Below are 16,676 nucleotides of genomic sequence, written 5' to 3' on the forward strand. Positions count from 1 at the left end.
CTTTTGCTGCCGCTTGCTGAAGAAACCGCAGGACCACGACCGACATCGCGCTTTTTCGGCTTTGACGCGTAACACGTCGTTGCCCTTGCGCTGCTGGCTGGACCGTATGTAGGCAGTGAAGCGCTGCACATTGGCTCACGGAATTAACTAAATTATGGCTCCCGTATAATTACATGCTGGCCATAATCGCAATAAAGACAAGAGATTAACGTCTCAACTGGGACCGAACAGCATGAACTTAACAGCACGAATTGCCGCCTTGGTATTGGCAGGCATCACCACCGGGGCGGTCGCGGCACCAGCCGACGCGTACATCGACTGCACCATCCTGGCCGACGCGGCCGGCGGCCAGCCGCTCATCCACGACGGCCGTTGCGACGAGCGCGTCACGTCCGGTTCTACCTTCAAGATCGCCATCAGCTTGATGGGTTACGACAGCGGCATCCTGCGCGACGAACACACGCCCTCGCTGCCGTTCCAGCCCGGCTATGTGGACTGGTTGCCGGGCTGGCGCGAGGCGGCCGATCCGGCGCGCTGGATGCAGCTGTCCGTCGTCTGGTATTCCCAGCAGATCACGGCCCGGCTGGGCGCCGCCCGTTTCCAGCGTTATGTGGACAGCTTCGATTTCGGCAACCGCGACCTCTCCGGCGACCCCGGCAAAAACAATGGCCTCAGTTACGCCTGGATCAGCTCGTCGCTGAAGATTTCGCCGGACGAGCAGGTGGCCTTCCTGGGCAAGGTGGTGAACCGCAAGCTGCCCGTCGCGGCCAACGCCTACGCCATGACGGCCCGCATCCTCAAGCTGCAGACCCTGCCTAGCGGATGGGAAATCTACGGCAAGACGGGCAGCGGCTCGCCCGTCTTGCCCAACGGCGAAGATGACGATGAGCACCAGTACGGCTGGTTTGTCGGCTGGGCCAGCAAGGGGCAGCGCACCATCGTCTTCGCCCGCCTGCTGCAGAACCAGCACAAGGAGGCCGGCCTGGCCGGCCCACGCGTCAGGGATGCATTTTTGCGCGAGTTGCCGGCCAGGCTGGAATCGCTGTAGCCTTCGCGTTGCGGAAATTGGCGACGCGGCGACCGGCCGTCGATGGCACCTGCATGGCATTGAATAATCGCCATGGCCCGCGCCGCAGCCTGGCCTTCAATGATCGCGGCGACCGTGACCGTGCTCAGTTCCCGAAAACTGGCAAGAGCCGTTCGTCCATCCGGCCCGGGGCGATTTCGTAGATTTCCGGCGTCACTATGCCTTCGGCGACGAAAGGATCGGCGGCGACGCGGGCCTGGATCTCCTCCATCGTTGCGGCCACCGCCAGCAGGGCGCCGCCCGTCCCCGCCGCCAGGCTGCCCACCAGCACGAATGCGCCGTCGTCGCAGCCTTGCTTGATCCATTCCTTATGCGCCGGCATGAATTGCGGCGCCAGGGTCTTGCGTTCAGTGAGTTTCAACAGGATGACAAACATATTTTTCTCCTTTCAAGGTCAGGTGTAGCCGTTAATGGGTCATGCCGGCGGCGGGCGGCGGCTTGCCTGCGCAGCCTGGTCGTCCAGCCAGTCGCACAGTTGCTGCACTTCGTATTGGATGTACGTTTCATCGTGGAATGCATTGGCCAGCGTCGCGACGCCCTGGCTGCGGCCGAGCAGGTGCATGGCCAGCACATCGGACTTCCCGCCGCAACCGAGCTGTTCGAACTGTTCACGCAGCCAGTCACGGAACAGGGTGAATAGGGCTGCGGCCTCGTCCCTGGAGGCGTGCTCCAGCTTCGCCAGTTCGGCGCACAGCGTGCCGACCGGACAGCCGTAGTTCTGGATGGCGGCCTTGTTGCGCAGCAAGATGTGGATGAAGTCGCGTATGCGTTCCCGCGGCGTGGCACCGGCCGCCGACCAGCCAGCCAGCATGCCTAGCGTCTTGTCCCCTCTGGCTGCAATGACCTCTGCCAGGATGTCGTCCTTGGTCTTGAAGTGGTAGTAAAAGTTACCGCGCGATATGTGGACGGCTTGCGCGATGTCGGCGAAGGACGTTGACTCGAATCCGTGCTCGTAGAACAGCCGGTCTGCGGCGGCGATGATCTGGTCGCGAGTCGATAGGGTGGTCATGCGTTCTTCCTAGGTCAATTGTCCTAATAGTTGGTGTTATGTTAATTTCATCATCAACCCCTGTCAAGCGTTCCATCCTCGCTGGCGGGAAATGGCGAGGGGGACGTGTGCCCAGGCTGCTTCTTGATGTGTGCTGCGACGCGACATTGGCGCGAATCCCACACTTGCCATGCCAGTACCGGTCATTCGCGACGGACTTTCCACCAGCAGATTGTATCGGCCGTCAAAAGGTAGTAAATTGCCGTGTGGCAATTAGTTCTGGTGGATTTGCGGATATCCGGCCGGCTGGCGCCTGCGCTTGCTATCGAACCGGCCCCCAACTCTCATGCCGCCTTTCCATCCAATTCAGTAGAGGCAAAAAGTGAGCAATATCGTAGAGAGCGCCAAGAGCTTGGGCGACAGGATGGGTTTTTCCCGGGAAGCGTGGACCCATGCGGAAGCGCGCTTGCTGTCCAACCAAGGTCATGCGCAACGGCTGATGGTGGTCTATTCCATCTACAGCCTGTGCTTCGCCATCTCCTTGCTGAAGTACAAGGTGGTGTCGGACGACTTCCAGAACATCTTTTCCGTCGTCCTGGCCGTCATGCTGCTGGCCCTGTCGCTGAACCTGAGTACCCGCAACTTCCGTGACCGGGCGCTGCAATTTAAGAGTGCTTACCTGAAGTTGATGGATATTGAAAGCAGGATCATGCAAGTTTCCTTGCAGCGCACGCCGCAGGCCATGCTCGACGATTACAACGAGCTGTTCGCCAGTTACAAGCAATTGCTCAATGACGTGGAAAACCACACGGCCGGCGACGCCCTGCTGGCGCGCTACCGGGCCAGGAACGACCGGGCCGGCACCGGGCTGACGGTGCCGGAATATGCGCATGTGTTCCTGCTGCGGGCCTGGCGCGCGCTGTGGCTGGTGCTGTTCTACCTGGGCCCCGTGCTGGCCTTGACGGCTTGCTACCTCGGCATCCGCGCCAATCTGTTCTGATCGCAATGCCAGGGGGCGCTTTGCCCTCCGGCCCGTGGACGGCGCCGTGTTTCAGTGCGTCAGTGCGGCGCTGGCGTCGAAACTGTTGTTGGAGCCGGCCGAGGGCGTGACGATGTAGAGCTGGCCGCCGTTGAGGAACAGGCCGCCCGGGGTGGCGCCCAGCACGTTGTTGATCTGGATGTCCGTGCCGCCGCCGCTGTAGGCGATGTGCCACACCGTCTTGCCGTTGACTACGGACGAGCTCACGCCGCTGCCGCTGAAACTGACGGTGGCGTCCGACGCAACGGCCGTGCCCCGATCCACCGAGCCCGTCAGGCTCAACCCCGATTGCAGGTGGACGATGGCGTTGTTTTCTGTCGCCACATATTGCAGCGTGGCGATGGGCGCGGAATAGACGCCGGTGGCGACCAGGGCGCCGCTGCAGTCCGCATTGTCAAAATACTCAATCTTGTCCGACAGCGTGGCTGTCGTCGCGCCGGCCGTGGTGATGGCCACCGTCACCGTTTCGCGGTGGTGGAACTGGCATGTATCCTTCCAATCGCCCACATATTTGGAAAAGGGCGCCGTGGCCGGCGGCGTGACGGGGCCGCTGGAGCCGCTGCCGCCGCCACCGCAGGCGGATAAAACAGACGCTGCTGCCACGCAGGCGAGGACATGTTTCATGAGTATTTTCCGATCGGTCGCAGATATAGGAAAGTTAATTATAGCCAATGCCGATCATGGGCAGTCCTCCCATTCTGGAGGATATCCACTAGTTGCGCCGCCCACCGCCACAACGGTGACGGGATAGACTGACCGGGCAGCCGGCCCGTGTGTTTGTTGCCGGCATTTCAATTCATTTTATTTTCGGGGAATACCATGTACGAAAAAACCTTGGTCGCTGGATGGGGCGATATGGACTTTAATGCGCATATGCGCAATACGGCTTATCTCGATAAATCAGCCGATGTGCGGATGATGTATTTCGCCGATTGCGGTTTTCCCATGTCGGAATTCATGCGCCGTAAACTGGGGCCGGTGGTAATGAAGGATGAAGTTGAGTACTTCCGCGAATGCCACTTATTGGACGAATTAAAGGGCACCTTGATGCTGGCCGGTATTTCCGACGACGGCAGCCGCATGAAACTGCGCAACGACTTTTATCGCGGCGAGCAATTGGTGGCGCGCGTCACGTCGACTGCCGGCTGGATCGATCTGGCGCAGCGCAAACTGGTTTGCCCGCCGGCCGATTTACTGGGCCATTTACAAGGGCTGGACCACAGCGAAGATTTCACGGTGCTGCCCAACAGCGTGCGCTGATAGCCACTGCCGGCCAGCGGCCGGGCCCCGCCATCGGCGGCGGCTGGCCGTGGGGCGGCCTATGCATGCCGGATTTTGGCGTTAACGCGCCAAAATCCAGCATGATGGAGCGGCATTTGCCCTGAGGCGGGGCCGGCGACAGGCTAGCCGGCTGCGGCAGCCGCTGCTTTGCCGTCCTGCCAGCTGGCCATCGATCGTCAGAATCGGAAGTCCGCCAGCCAGCGCTGGAAGCGTTCGCGGCTGGCTGCCACGTCGACCGGACCGCGGTTCATCTTGTCGAGTTTGATGACGTCCACGTCCTGCACGCCCAGCGTGCCGAATATATGGTGCAAATAAGGCGTCACAAAATCGGGCTGCCAGGTGGCAGGCGATTCCAATGGACCACCGCTCGACAGTATTATTCGCACCGGCCGGTTAGTTAATGCGCCGATTTTTCCTTCCGGGCTGGGACGGAACGTGCGGTTGGGACGCACGACATAATCGATCCATGTTTTCAGCGTGGCCGGCACCGTGTAGTTATGCATGGGGGTGGAGATTAAAACCATATCCGCTGTTTCCAGTTCGCCGATTAACTGTTCGGACAGGGCCAATATATTCTGTTCCGGTTCACCGCGTTCCGTTTCCGGCATCAGGCTGGCCGCGGTCCAGGCCGCGTCTATATGGGGCAGCGGGGCCATGCCCAATTGTCGTTCGATGATATGCAATGCCTGCGTGTCGAGCTGAATATGGGCGATGGTTGCCAATCCGGCCGAATAACTGGACGAGGCGGCGCCGCGCGGGCTGGCGTTTAAATGCAATAAAGTAGGCATGAGATGGTCAGGTGGTCAGGGGGAGATTGAAACGCAGGGCGCTGCTGAGCATCCCTTGCCGGAAATAAAAACGCTGGCCCAGGGCATTGCTGAGTGGCGTATCGAGCACCAGTTTGCCGCAGCCCAATGCTACGGCTTCCTGTTTCAACCGGTCCAGCAGGGCGGCGCCGTGGCCGCCGCTGCGCCGGGCGCTGTCGGTCACCAGGTCGTCCACGTACAGGAAACGGCCATGCACCAGGTTGTGCTGGACCCGGTAGCCGGCCAGCGCCACGGGAGTGGCGCCGTCGTAGCGGGCCAGCAGGCGGTAGCCTTCCTCGCGCTGGCATTGCCATCTGGCCACCCACTCGTCGGCGTCGGTCAGCTGGGGACGCAATTGCTGCATCAGGCCATAACAGTTGCGCACGGCCGCCTCGTCGGTCACGGCCACGATGGGCAGCGGGGGCGTGCTCATGCCGCCACCTGGTCGGGCAGGGCGTGGGCCGGCACGGGGGCGGTGAAGCGCAGGGCGCCCGCGATCCGGTTCCAGGCGTTGATGTTGGCCACGGCCGCGCTGAGAAAGGCAATTTCGGAGGTGCCGAAATGGCGGTGCAGTTCTTCATAGACGGCTTCGTCGACGTGGTTGCCGGCCATCAGGGTCAGCGCTTCCGTCCAGGCCAGGGCGGCCCGCTCGCGTGCCGAGTAGACGTGGGCGTCGCGCCAGGTGGCCAGCAGGTCCAGCTTGGCCGGCGCCAGCGGCAGGGTGCGCGCCAGGTTCAGGTGGAATTGCAGGCAGAAGGCGCAGCCGTTCAGCTGCGAGGCGCGCAGCTTGACCAGTTCCGTCAGCGCCTTGTCCAGGCCGGAATCGTCCACCGCCTTGCCCAGCGCGCGCAGGGCGGCGCCCACGGCGGGCGCCAGCTGGTTGAAGGGCTCGTAATCGAGACGTGCGAGATGGGGTGTCATGGCGATGCTCCATGGAAGGCGCGGTGACGCGCGTGTTAATATCAGAGTTCGAACACAAAAAATTATATTCGAATTCTTACATTATGGGCAAACCAATCAATTCCCCCGTCATTCCGGCCGTGGGCGAAGGCAAGCGCGGGGTGGATGGCCACCTCGGCTATCTGTTGCGGCAAGCCCATGCGGCACATCGCATCCGCATGGAAAAGGCCCTGGCCGAGCTGGACGTGACGCTGCCCCAGTTTTCGGTGCTGACCATGCTGGCGGCCTATCCGGGCGCGTCGGGCGCCGACCTGGCGCGGTTGTCGCTGCTCACGCCCCAGACCATGAGCGTGATCGTGCACAACCTGGAGCGGGGCGGGGCGGTGAGTCGCCACTCCCATCCCGTGCACGGCCGTATCCAGGTAATCGAACTGACGGAGGCGGGACGTGCGCTGCTGGCCGAGTGCCGGGTCCGCGTGCAGCCGGTGGAAGATGCCTTGGGCGGCGGGCTGGATGAGGCGGCAGAGCAGCAGGTGCGGGCCTGGCTGGTGAAGGTAGCGCAGGCCGACGGCTTGCTATAAGCGCAAATTGGGGACGGACTCCGGTTTGATAAATCGCAAATCGGAGTCCGTCCCCAATTTAGGGAGCCGTCGCCAATTGAGCCATTTCGTGGGGGCGGGACCTGGCTGCGTTACGACGCCAGCGCGGCGTCGTCGCCGGTTTCGTCGGTGTCCGGCACGGCGTGCGGGGTCAGGGCGGGGAAGCTGAAGTGCAGCCGCACGCCCTGGCCGGGCGCGCTGTCGAGCCGTAACTGGCCCTTGAAGATGGCTTGCACCAGGTTGTTGACGATCGATAGCCCCAGCCCCGAGCCGCCCTTGCCCAGCTTGGTCGTGTAGAACGGCTCGAACACGCGGTGCTGGACTTCGGCCGGAATGCCATGCCCGTCGTCGCTGTAGTGCAACTCGATCATGCCGTCGCAGCTGCTGGCCCGTATCTCGATCCGGCCGCCGCCCTTGCCGTCGAAGCCGTGGGTGATGGAGTTCATCACGATGTTGTTGATGATCTGTTCCAGGTGGCCCGGATAGCTGTCCATCTCTATCCCGTCCGGTATCTGCAGGTCGACGGCGGCCTTGGCGCGGCGGATGATGGCGCCCAGCGCCGTCAGGCTGTCCTGCACCGTGGTGCGCAAGTCGAAGGTGCGGCGGCGCTGGCTGGTCTGGTCCACGGCGACCCGCTTGAAGCTTTCGATCAGTTCGTTGGAGCGGTAGCCGTTGCGGGCGATGATGTCGCTCGCGCCCAGGCATTCGTGCAGGCCGTGCAGCAGGCCGGAGCGGGTCAGCCCGTTGTGCTCGGCCGCGCACGACAGTTCGGCCAGCTTGTCGGCCAGGGACGTGGCGGCCAGCACCATGTTGCCGATCGGTGTGTTCAGTTCGTGCGACACGCCCGCCACCAGCACCCCCAGCGAGGCCAGCTTTTCCGATTCCACGATCTGGTCCATGGCCAGGCGCAGCTCGCGCGTGCGTTCCTCGACCCGGTTCTCGAGCTGCTCGTTGAGCTCCTGCAGGGCTTGTTCGATGCGCTTGCGCTCCGTCAGGTCGACGTGGGTGCAGATCATGCGCAGCGGCTGGCCGGCGCCGTCGCGGCTGACCAGCATGCCGTTGTCGAGTACCCACTTCCAGCTGCCGTCGCGGCCGCGGGTCCGGTATTCCTCCTTGTAGCGGCGGCTGGCGCCGGCAAAGTGGGCGCGCAGGGCCGCTTGCAGCCGCGGCAGGTCGTCCGGGTGGACCAGGCTGTCGCGCCAGGCGGCGGTGGGCACCACGTCCGCTTCATCGTAACCGTGCATGCTGCGCCAGCACGACGAGAACAGCACCTGGCCGCTGGGGATGTCCCAGTCCCACACGCCGTAGCCGGCCCCCTCCAGCGCGAAGTTCCACCTTTCCTCGGCCGCCCGCAGGGCCTGGGCCGCGGCCCGGTGCTGGCGGCGCCGTTCGGCTTCCTTCAGTTCGCGCGCCACGGCCGGGCCCAGCCGGGCCAGGTCGCCCTTCATCACGTAGTCGTGGGCGCCGGCCCGCATCAGGGTCACGGCCGTCTCCTCGCCGATGGTGTTGGAGACGACGATGAAGGGCAGGTCCAGCCCCGCCGCGCGCAACTGGTCCAGGGCGATGCCGGCGTTCAGGTCCGGCAGGTTATGGTCGGACAGCACGATGTCCCAGCGCGGCGCGGCCAGCGCGGCGCTCAGGTCGGCCGCCGTTTCCACCCGGTCCAGTGTGACGTCGTAGCCGGCCTTGTGCAGGCAACGCACGATCAGGTCGGCATCGCTGTCGCTATCTTCCACCAGCAGGACGGCAAGCGGGGTCATGGCTGCCCTCACGGCGCTTCGTTCAGTACCAGCCAGTATAAACCCAGCTGGCGCACGGTTTCGGAAAATTGCGCGAAATCGACCGGCTTGCGGATGTAGCTGTTGACCCCCAGGTCGTAGCCGGCCGCGATGTCCTGTTCCTCGCGCGACGAGGTCAGGATCACCACCGGCACGCGCCGGGTGCGGGCGTCGGCCCGGATCCGGCGCAGCACGTCCAGCCCATCCACCTTGGGCAGCTTGAGGTCGAGCAGAACCAGCACCGGCAGCGCGGCCACGTCGCGCCCCGCGTGCGGACCGGTGCCGAACAGGTAGTCCAGTCCTTCCTGGCCGTCCTGCGCCACCACCAGCGTGTTGGTGATGTTGTTGCGCAACAGGGCGCGCTCGGTCAGGGCGATGTCGCTGGGATTGTCCTCGACCAGCAGGATGGCTTTGGCGCTCATGGTGCGTCCTCCAGGGTGAAGTAGAAGGTGGCGCCGGCGTCGGGCGCGGCGCTGGCCCACACGTGGCCGCCGTGGCGCTGCACGATGCGCTGCACGGTGGCCAGGCCGATGCCGCTGCCGGCAAATTCGCTGGCCCGGTGCAGGCGCTGGAATACGCCGAACAGCTTGTGGGCGTGGCGCATGTCGAAGCCGGCGCCGTTGTCGCGCACGAACCAGGCTTGGGTGGGCTGGCCGCTGGCCGGGTCGACGGTCAATTCGCGGCCGAAGGCGATGCGGGCCGGCGCGCGCATGGCGCTGAACTTGCAGGCGTTCTCGAACAGGTTGTGCAGCACCGCCTCCAGCAGGGCGCGGTCGCCCCACGCTTGCAGGCCGGGCGCGATGGCCAGTTCGATTTGGCGCTCCGGATAGTCCTCGCGCACGCGCGTGGCCACGGCCCGGGCCAGGGCCGACAGGTCCAGCGGCCGGCGGTTCAGGGCGGCCCGCCCCAGGCGCGACAGTTCCAGCATGCCGTCGATTAGCTGGCCCATGCGCTGCGCTTCGCCCTGCACCCGCTGCAGGTAGAGCCGGCCGGTGGCGTCGAGCCGTTCGCCATAGTCTTCCTCCAGCGCCTGCGACCAGCCAGCGATGCCGCGCAGGGGGCTGCGCAGGTCGTGCGAGACGGAGTACGAGAACGCTTCCAGTTCCTTGTTGGCCCGCTCCAGTTCGGCCGTGCGCTGGCGCACCTGGGCTTCCATGCTGTCGTTGGCCAGGCGCAGCTCGGCCCGCGCCTGTTCGGTCTGTTCGAGCAGCTTGGCCATCGCTTCCTCGGCCGCGCGCCGCTCGCTGAAATCGGTGTGGGTGCCGATGATGCGGGTGGCGCGGCCCAAGGCATCCTGTTCCACCACCATGCCGCGCGCCACCACCCACTTCCAGCTGCCATCCTTGCAGCGCATGCGCTGCTCGATGGCATAAGTCTTGGAGCTGCCGTTGAAGTTCGCTTCCAGCAGCCGCATGGCGGTGCGCAGGTCGTCCGGGTGGGCCAGGCGCTGGTAGGTGTCAAGGTGGTTGGGCAGCTCGTCGTCGCGGTAGCCCAGCATCTCCTTCCAGCGCCGGGAATAGATCACCTCGCCCGTCAGCACGTGGTAGTCCCACACGCCGTGGCCGGCCCCTTCCAGCGCGTGCTGCCAGCGGAACTCGCTGTCCTGCAATTGCTGGAACGACGCGTTCAGGCGCTGGCGCATGGCGTTCAGGGCGGCCACCACCTGGGCCAGTTCGTCATGCCGGTTGTGCTTGCCGTCGGCGCGCTCCAGCGTCAGCGGCTGCTCCAGGTGGCCGGCGAACAGCAGGTCGGAATAGGCGGCGATCCGCTTCAGGTGGCGCCCCACCAGCAGCTGGAACAGCACCAGGATGAACAGCGACACGAGGAAGGTCTTGATGGTCTGGGCGATCAGGATCGTCACCACCTTGTCCTGCAGGCGCCGGTAGGCGCCGTCCAGGCTGGCGACGGCGTGCACCTTGCCGATGTAGACGGGCCGCCCCCGGTGCTGGTAATAGAGGGGGAATTCGCGCCCCAGCACGCGCTCTTCGCGGGCCTTGCCGGCGCGCGCCATGGTCTGCCCCTGCTCGTTGGCGATGTCCACGTACTGCAGGTCGGGCAGGCGCATGATGCCCTGCAGTTGCAGCTGCAAGTCCTTGCTGCTGGTGATCCACAGGCTGGAGGCCAGGCTGTCGGCATAGCTGGCGTGGATCTGCTCGAGCTGGCCGGCGATGTCGTCCACGTCGCGCCGGTATTCGAGCGCCAGCTGCAGCACGGTCGACAGCAGCGTGACGACCGAACTGAACAGCAGAATCTGCACGGCCAGCCGCCGTCCCAGGCTGGCGCCCGCCAGGTTGTGCAGCCAGGGCCGGGACATGTCCATCGGGCGCCTCAGTGGGAATAGCGGCGCAGGGCCTGCTCGAAGATGCGGTCGTAGCTGCCGTCCTGCTTCATCAGCCGGATCTGCTCGGCCAGCCGCGGCACCAGGGCCGCGTGCTTCTTGTTCAGGTACAGGAACCAGTCGCCCTCCACATAGGCCGGCTGCAGCACCTTGATGCCCTGCAGGCCCATGCTCTGCACGAAATGCAGCCCTTCCAGCTTCTCGATCACGGCCACGTCGATGCGCTCCATGTCGAGCATGGCGAACAGCTGGCGCCCCGTCTCCAGCCGCAGCAGCGAGCGGGTGCCGGTGATGCTGCGCTCGAGGATCTTCCAGCCCGTCAGGATGCCCACGTCATAGGGCCGCAGGCTGGCCGCGCCGTCCACCTTGAAGTCGGCATGGCGGGTGAATACCACCATCTGGTAGGTCATCACCCGCTCCGGCACCCGCACCAGGTTGGTGTAGCTCTGGTCTATGCCCAGCACGCGCGAGACGTCGCCGTCGTCGATGCCGCTATTTGCGTTGAGCAAGCCCCGTTCGGCCGAGGCCGGCTGTATCTCCACCGCCAGGCCGACCCGGCGGAACAGCTCGGCGTAGAACAGGTCGAGCGCGCCGTCGTGCGCGGGCGAGGTGATGGGGGCGAAAAACGAGGTATTGAGCACCAGCTTGGGCGCGCCCAGGCAGGGCAGGGCGAACAGCAGTGCGGCCAGCAGCGTCAACATGGATTGCATGGTTTCCCCCCTGCTTGGCGGACGCCGCCCACGGGCGCCCGGCCTTGCCACACAGTATGCCCAGATTCCCCCGCTTTGGCTATTTGTGGCCGCATCGCAGGCCGCCGCGGTGTTGCCGATTTGCCCTGCGGCTAGTTAGTATGCCCGCAAGCCATGCGCGGCTGACGGTCGAACTATTTGCCTTCGGGCAACACCCGGATTTCCGGCCGTCATTATTCAGACTACAATACCGGGAGTGACGGCCCGCTGTCGTGGACAGCGCGGGCCGGTCAGCCCGGCGCCGCGCATGGCGGCCGGCTCCGAAGCGGAAGAGATAAATGAGTAGTCCGGACCCCAGCCAGTACGCTTACATTTCCGTGGTGGCCGATGCCATCCTGAGCGCCATCCTGATCTTCCTGTGGCTGATGCAGCGCAAGGAACGCCATGCCCTGTACTGGGCCATGGGCCAGCTGGCCATCATGGGCGGCATCGTGCTGTGGTTTTCCGGCCTGCCGGCGCTGGAGCCGCTGCGCCGTCCGCTGGGCGCGCTGCTGCTGACGGGCGGCGTGGCCGGCTACTGGGCCGGCACCCAGTTCTTCCTGGGCGGCTTGCGCCGGGGCGAGGGCGCCTTGCCGCTGCTGGGCTTCCTGCTGCTGGCCGGCGCGCTGCAGCTGTGGTGGGCCTACGACGAGCGCGTCGTGCTGCCGTCCTGCGGCGCCCTGCTGGGCCTGGTCATGGTGTGGACCGGCGTGCGCCTGGGACGGGGCCGCCATATGCACCGCTACCGCCTGCTGGGCATCATCATGGTGCTGCGCGGCCTGTTCAACGCGGCCGGCAGCATGACCATGGTGCCGCAAACCTATCTGTACTGGTTCGCCGCCAGCACCTTGCTCAAGTCGCTGGCCATGCTGGGCCTGATCTACGCCGTCCAGCACGAAATCAAGCTGCGCTACGCCAGCACCATCGACAGCCTGAGCAACGGTTTCCTCATCCGCGACCGGCGCGGCTACGTGCACGTGGCCAACGAACGCTGCGCCCGCCTGCTGGGCTACATGGGCGCGGCCGACCTGATCGGGCGCCACGTGACGGACCTGCTGCCGGGCCTGACGCGCCAGATGGCCGACGACTATTTCGCCGCCCTGGAAGCGCCCGGCGCCCGCTTCCCCATGACCCAGGAGGCCGAGCTGACCCTGCACAACGGCAGCAAGCTGCCGGTGGAGATGATGGCCTCGCCCTACGTCGAGCGGGGCCGGCTGTATTGCCTGGTGCAGCTGCTCGACATTTCCGAACGCAAGAAGAAGGATGCCCTGCTGTACCAGGCGGCCCGGGTTGATCCCGTCACGGGCCTGGGCAACCGCTACGCCCTGTCGGCCCGGCTGCAGCAGGACATCGCCCGGGCCGGCGCGGCCGGGGGCGCCTGCGCGCTGCTGTTCATCGACCTCGACAAGTTCAAGCGCGTCAACGATTCGTTCGGCCACGCCACCGGCGACGAGCTGTTGCGCAAGGTGGCCCGGCGCCTGCAGGCGCTGCTGGGGCCGCAGGACATGCTGGCCCGCTTCGGCGGCGACGAGTTCATCGCCGTGCTGCCCGGCCTCGAGGGCGACGGTTGCGCGGCGGCCCAGGCCTGCGCCGAACGCATGCTGGCGGCCATGGGGCCGGGCTTCGACCTGGCGCACCACACGGTGGCCGTGTCGGCCAGCATCGGCCTGGCCTGCTATCCGCGCCACGGCGCGGACGGCGACACCCTGCTGCGCCACGCCGACATCGCCATGTACGAGGCCAAGAAGGCGGGCCGGGGCGAGCTGCGCTTTTTCAGCGACGCCATGAACGCGGCCGCGCGCGACGCGCTGGTGATCGACGGCGCCCTGCGCCAGGCCATCGGGGCCGGCGAATTCCGGCTTGCATACCAGGTCATCGCGGAGGCCGGCAGCGGCCGGGTGGGCAAGGTCGAGGCCCTGCTGCGCTGGCACAGCGCCACCCTGGGGCCGGTGGCGCCGGACCGTTTCATCCCGGTGGCCGAGGACAGCGGCCTGATCGTCGAACTGGGCAGCTGGGTGCTGGAGGAGGCGTGCCGCCAGGCGGCCCTGTGGCGCGGCGGCCCGCTCGACGGGGTACCGGTCAGCATCAACGTGTCGGCCTGGCAGCTGGCCGAGCCCCGCTTCACGGCCCTGGTGGAAGCGACGCTGGCGCGCCACGGCCTGCCCGGCACGGTGCTGGAACTGGAGCTGACGGAGCGGGTGCTGATCGACGACGGCGCCAACGTGCGCGCCGTGCTGGCGCGGCTGCGGGCGCTGGGTGTGAGCGTGTCGCTGGACGACTTCGGCACCGGCTATTCCTCGCTCAGCTACCTGACCCAGTTCCCGCTCAACACGCTCAAGATCGACCGCGCCTTCGTCATGGACATCGAGCACAGCGCCCGCAGCAACAGCCTGGTGCACGCCATCATCGCCATGGGCCACAGCCTGGGCCTGCAGCTGGTGGCCGAAGGGGTGGAGACGGCAGGCCAGGCCAGCATCCTGGCCCGGATGGGCTGTCATTATCTGCAAGGTTTCCACATCGCCCGCCCCGCCGCGCCGGAGCAGCTGTTGCTTTTTGCTGCATCGCGGCCGGCTCCCGCCAGCGGAGTGGCGGCCTGACACCGGCGGCGCGTAAAATCTTCTACACATTACTGGCCAGACGCATATCATAGGAAATAGCAACATCCAATCTGCAAGTTATCTTTTTTGCAGGCCTACACCTGGAGGTCGACATGAATCCTCTCGCACTGGTGAGCCGGCTGCGCTTGCCGCACAAGTTCCTGATCCTGAGCATTATCGCCGTCGTGTTGGCGGCCATCCCCACCTATTTCTACGTGCGTGAAGCGGCCAAGGGCCTGGACGCCTACCTGTCCGAGCAGGAGGGCGTGCCGCACGTGGCCGACGTGCTCAAGACCATCCAGCTGACCCAGCAGCACCGCGGCCTGTCGGCCCTGTACCTGGGCCAGGTGCCGGGGGTGGAGGGCAAGCGCCAGGCCAAGCAGGACGAGGCCGACCGGCTGTACGCCAAGGTGGACGCGATCGTCAAGCGGATCGACGACAAGGGGGTAACGGCGGCCTGGGACGAGGCCCGCGCCGACTGGGAACGGCTGCGCCAGGGCGTGGCCACGCGCACGCTGACGGTGCCGCAAAGCTTCGCCGCCCACACGGCGCTGGTGCCCAAGCTGCTCAAGGTGAACGACCTGGTGGGCGACTATTACGGTCTCAGCCTCGACCCCGACAAGGACAGCTACCAGCTGATCCAGTCCATGTATTACCAGCTGCCCTATCTGACCGAGGAACTGGGCAAGACGCGGGCGCTGGGCGCCGGCCTGCTGGCCCGGCACGAGGCCACGCCCGAGGAGCGGGCCCGGCTGTCGGCCTACATCGGCCGCGTCAACGACCGCCAGTACCAGACCCGCATGGGCTATGACAAGGCGGCCGCCGCCAACCCCGCCATCGAGACGGCGCTGGGCGAGCCCATGCGCGAGGCGGCGCGCGCCGCCGCCGCCTTCACCAAGGTGGCCAGCGAACAGGTGGTGCAGGCCGAGCAGCTCAGCTATTCGCCGGAACAGTATGTGAACCTGGCCACCCAGACCATCGATTTGCAGTTCAAGGTCAACGAGGCGGCCGCGGCCCAGATCGCGGCCATGCTCACGACCAAGATCGCCGACTTCCACGTCACGCGCTGGGTCATGCTGGGCAGCATGGCGGCCTTGCTGGCGCTGGCCGGCTGGGTGGCCTGGCTCATTTCCCGCTCCGTCACGGTGCCGCTGCAGAACGCCGTGTCGGTGGCGCAAAGCGTGGCCCGGGGCGACCTGGTGTCGGACTTCGACGTCGGCGCGCCCAACGAGGTGGGACAGATGCTGCGCGCCCTCAAGCACATGAACGACAGCCTGCGCACCATCGTCGGCGATGTGCGGGCCAGCATCGACAACATCGGCGCGGCCACGCGCGACATTGCCAGCGGCAACGCCGACGTGTCGGCCCGGCTGGAAGCCCAGGCCTCCAGCCTGGAGGAGACGGCCTCGTCGATGGAACAGCTGACCAGCACCGTGCGCCAGAACGCGGAAAACGCGCGCCAGGCCAATGTGCTGGTGGTCAACGCCTCCAGCGTGGCTACCCGCGGCGGCGAAGTGGTGTCGCAGGTGGTGCAGACCATGGGCGAGATCAACGCCAGCTCGCACCGCATCGTCGACATCATCGCCACCATCGACGGCATCGCCTTCCAGACCAACATCCTCGCCCTGAACGCGGCCGTGGAGGCGGCCCGGGCTGGCGAGCAGGGGCGCGGTTTTGCTGTGGTGGCGTCGGAAGTGCGCAACCTGGCCCAGCGCAGCGGGGCGGCGGCCAAGGAAATCAAGGACTTGATCGGGCACAGCGTGGAAAAGGTGGACGCCGGCAACCGCCTGGCCGACCGCGCGGGCCAGGCCATGGGCGAGATCGTGGGCAGCGTCGAGCGCATCACGGCCATCATGGCCGAGATCGCCACTGCCTCGGCCGAGCAGGGCAGCGGCATCGAGCAGGTGAACCAGGCGGTGACCCAGATGGACGACATGACGCAACAGAACGCCGCCCTGGTGGAGCAGACGGCCGCCGCCTCGGCCAGCCTGCAGGAGCAGGCCGAAAGCCTGATCGTTTCGATGAGCGTGTTCCGCCTGGAAGACGATGGCCGGGCGGCGCCGGCCGCGCCGGTTGTGGCGTCCGGTCGCGCGCTCGCGCGCAAGGCCATGCCGGCGGGGCGCCAGGCACTGACGCATTCTTGAACGCCGCCTCCTGTCGTTGCTTCCCCCAGAGCCGGCCAGACCTGTTTGTCCGGCAGGGTGGGGCGCAGGCAAGGCAGGCATTGCCGCCGTGCGCGGCAAGCCGTCACCCCGGCAGCGCGTCCCAGGCGTGACGGCTACTTCGCCGGCGCAGGCAGATCCTGCGCCGCTTCCTCGTCCGTCAAGATCCACACATCCTTGATATCGCCGTTGGCGTCTTCCGTGTAGTAGACGACGATGCCGCTGCCGCGCAGGCTGGCCGGCATTTCTATCGTGTTGTCCTGGTTGAAGATGCGCGACGCGGGCGACAGCTTGCGCGCCTTGCCGTCCATGGTCAGGTCGGGGTAATAGCCGGGCGTCATGCGACCGCGCTTGATGTCGGGCGGGAAGGGGC

Annotated in this window: 17 protein-coding genes; 6 read left to right on the forward strand and 11 right to left on the reverse strand. The window is 65.9% G+C overall.

Annotated elements, in window-relative coordinates:
- Positions 1-232 precede the first annotated feature (232 nt).
- Complete coding sequence (gene blaOXA, locus AC3WOS_RS14610; protein WP_492716741.1) at positions 233-1,048, forward strand: class D beta-lactamase; 816 nt, start codon at positions 233-235, stop codon at positions 1,046-1,048.
- Between the two features lie 124 nt (positions 1,049-1,172).
- Here blaOXA and AC3WOS_RS14615 read toward each other — a convergent pair whose 3' ends face one another.
- Both AC3WOS_RS14615 and AC3WOS_RS14620 read right to left on the reverse strand, forming a co-directional pair.
- Entirely contained in the window at positions 1,173-1,463 is a 291-nt protein-coding gene (locus tag AC3WOS_RS14615; RefSeq protein ID WP_492716742.1) for a YciI family protein, read from the reverse strand.
- A 39-nt stretch (positions 1,464-1,502) separates the two neighbouring features.
- Positions 1,503-2,096 carry a TetR/AcrR family transcriptional regulator gene (locus AC3WOS_RS14620; protein ID WP_492716743.1) on the reverse strand — a complete coding sequence of 198 codons (594 nt, stop codon included), beginning with the start codon at positions 2,094-2,096 and terminating at the stop codon, positions 1,503-1,505.
- 361 nt (positions 2,097-2,457) lie between these two features.
- Between AC3WOS_RS14620 and AC3WOS_RS14625 the strand changes: the two genes are divergently transcribed.
- Positions 2,458-3,075: an SLATT domain-containing protein gene (locus tag AC3WOS_RS14625; protein WP_492716744.1), complete on the forward strand. Its 618-nt coding sequence runs from the start codon at positions 2,458-2,460 to the stop codon at positions 3,073-3,075.
- 51 nt (positions 3,076-3,126) lie between these two features.
- Here AC3WOS_RS14625 and AC3WOS_RS14630 read toward each other — a convergent pair whose 3' ends face one another.
- Positions 3,127-3,738, reverse strand: a complete 612-nt coding sequence (locus AC3WOS_RS14630) for a hypothetical protein (protein ID WP_492716745.1) — start codon at positions 3,736-3,738, stop codon at positions 3,127-3,129.
- Positions 3,739-3,933: 195 nt separating this feature from the next.
- Here AC3WOS_RS14630 and AC3WOS_RS14635 point away from each other — a divergent pair, with 195 nt between their 5' ends.
- The gene (locus AC3WOS_RS14635) at positions 3,934-4,374 is read left to right on the forward strand and encodes a thioesterase family protein (protein WP_492716746.1); all 441 of its coding nucleotides are present in this window, start codon (positions 3,934-3,936) and stop codon (positions 4,372-4,374) included.
- Between the two features lie 197 nt (positions 4,375-4,571).
- Here AC3WOS_RS14635 and AC3WOS_RS14640 read toward each other — a convergent pair whose 3' ends face one another.
- From AC3WOS_RS14640 to AC3WOS_RS14650, 3 genes are read right to left on the reverse strand one after another with little or no spacing between them, the layout of a single operon-like run.
- On the reverse strand, positions 4,572-5,183 hold the full coding sequence (locus AC3WOS_RS14640; protein ID WP_492716747.1) for an FMN-dependent NADH-azoreductase: 612 nt from the start codon (positions 5,181-5,183) through the stop codon (positions 4,572-4,574).
- A 7-nt stretch (positions 5,184-5,190) separates the two neighbouring features.
- Positions 5,191-5,634 (reverse strand): GNAT family N-acetyltransferase, encoded by a 444-nt coding sequence (locus AC3WOS_RS14645; protein ID WP_492716748.1) that lies wholly within the window; start codon positions 5,632-5,634, stop codon positions 5,191-5,193.
- On the reverse strand, positions 5,631-6,122 hold the full coding sequence (locus tag AC3WOS_RS14650) for a carboxymuconolactone decarboxylase family protein (RefSeq protein ID WP_492716749.1): 492 nt from the start codon (positions 6,120-6,122) through the stop codon (positions 5,631-5,633). Before AC3WOS_RS14650 ends, AC3WOS_RS14645 begins: the two co-directional genes overlap by 4 nt.
- An 83-nt stretch (positions 6,123-6,205) precedes the next feature.
- Here AC3WOS_RS14650 and AC3WOS_RS14655 point away from each other — a divergent pair, with 83 nt between their 5' ends.
- Positions 6,206-6,682 carry a MarR family winged helix-turn-helix transcriptional regulator gene (locus tag AC3WOS_RS14655; protein ID WP_492716750.1) on the forward strand — a complete coding sequence of 159 codons (477 nt, stop codon included), beginning with the start codon at positions 6,206-6,208 and terminating at the stop codon, positions 6,680-6,682.
- A 110-nt stretch (positions 6,683-6,792) separates the two neighbouring features.
- Here the strand turns inward: AC3WOS_RS14655 and AC3WOS_RS14660 are convergent, their stop codons facing one another.
- From AC3WOS_RS14660 to AC3WOS_RS14675, 4 genes are read right to left on the reverse strand one after another with little or no spacing between them, the layout of a single operon-like run.
- A complete protein-coding gene (locus tag AC3WOS_RS14660; protein ID WP_492716751.1) occupies positions 6,793-8,460 on the reverse strand; it encodes a sensor histidine kinase in 1,668 nt (555 codons plus the stop codon).
- An 8-nt stretch (positions 8,461-8,468) separates the two neighbouring features.
- Positions 8,469-8,900 (reverse strand): response regulator, encoded by a 432-nt coding sequence (locus tag AC3WOS_RS14665; RefSeq protein ID WP_492716752.1) that lies wholly within the window; start codon positions 8,898-8,900, stop codon positions 8,469-8,471.
- Entirely contained in the window at positions 8,897-10,792 is a 1,896-nt protein-coding gene (locus tag AC3WOS_RS14670; protein ID WP_492716753.1) for a PAS domain-containing protein, read from the reverse strand. The genes AC3WOS_RS14665 and AC3WOS_RS14670 overlap by 4 nt, the downstream gene beginning before the upstream one ends.
- Before the next feature lie 14 nt (positions 10,793-10,806).
- A complete protein-coding gene (locus AC3WOS_RS14675; RefSeq protein ID WP_492716754.1) occupies positions 10,807-11,526 on the reverse strand; it encodes a substrate-binding periplasmic protein in 720 nt (239 codons plus the stop codon).
- Between the two features lie 317 nt (positions 11,527-11,843).
- Here AC3WOS_RS14675 and AC3WOS_RS14680 point away from each other — a divergent pair, with 317 nt between their 5' ends.
- Both AC3WOS_RS14680 and AC3WOS_RS14685 read left to right on the forward strand, forming a co-directional pair.
- Positions 11,844-14,141 carry a putative bifunctional diguanylate cyclase/phosphodiesterase gene (locus AC3WOS_RS14680; RefSeq protein ID WP_492716755.1) on the forward strand — a complete coding sequence of 766 codons (2,298 nt, stop codon included), beginning with the start codon at positions 11,844-11,846 and terminating at the stop codon, positions 14,139-14,141.
- Between the two features lie 113 nt (positions 14,142-14,254).
- The gene (locus tag AC3WOS_RS14685; RefSeq protein WP_492716756.1) at positions 14,255-16,285 is read left to right on the forward strand and encodes a methyl-accepting chemotaxis protein; all 2,031 of its coding nucleotides are present in this window, start codon (positions 14,255-14,257) and stop codon (positions 16,283-16,285) included.
- Between the two features lie 134 nt (positions 16,286-16,419).
- On the opposite strand, the gene AC3WOS_RS14690 is transcribed toward AC3WOS_RS14685, so the two are convergent.
- Positions 16,420-16,676 (reverse strand): hypothetical protein (locus AC3WOS_RS14690; protein WP_492716757.1); only part of this gene is annotated, 257 nt, incomplete at its 5' end.

The sequence above is a fragment of the Rugamonas sp. FW305-51 genome, from assembly GCF_058786935.1.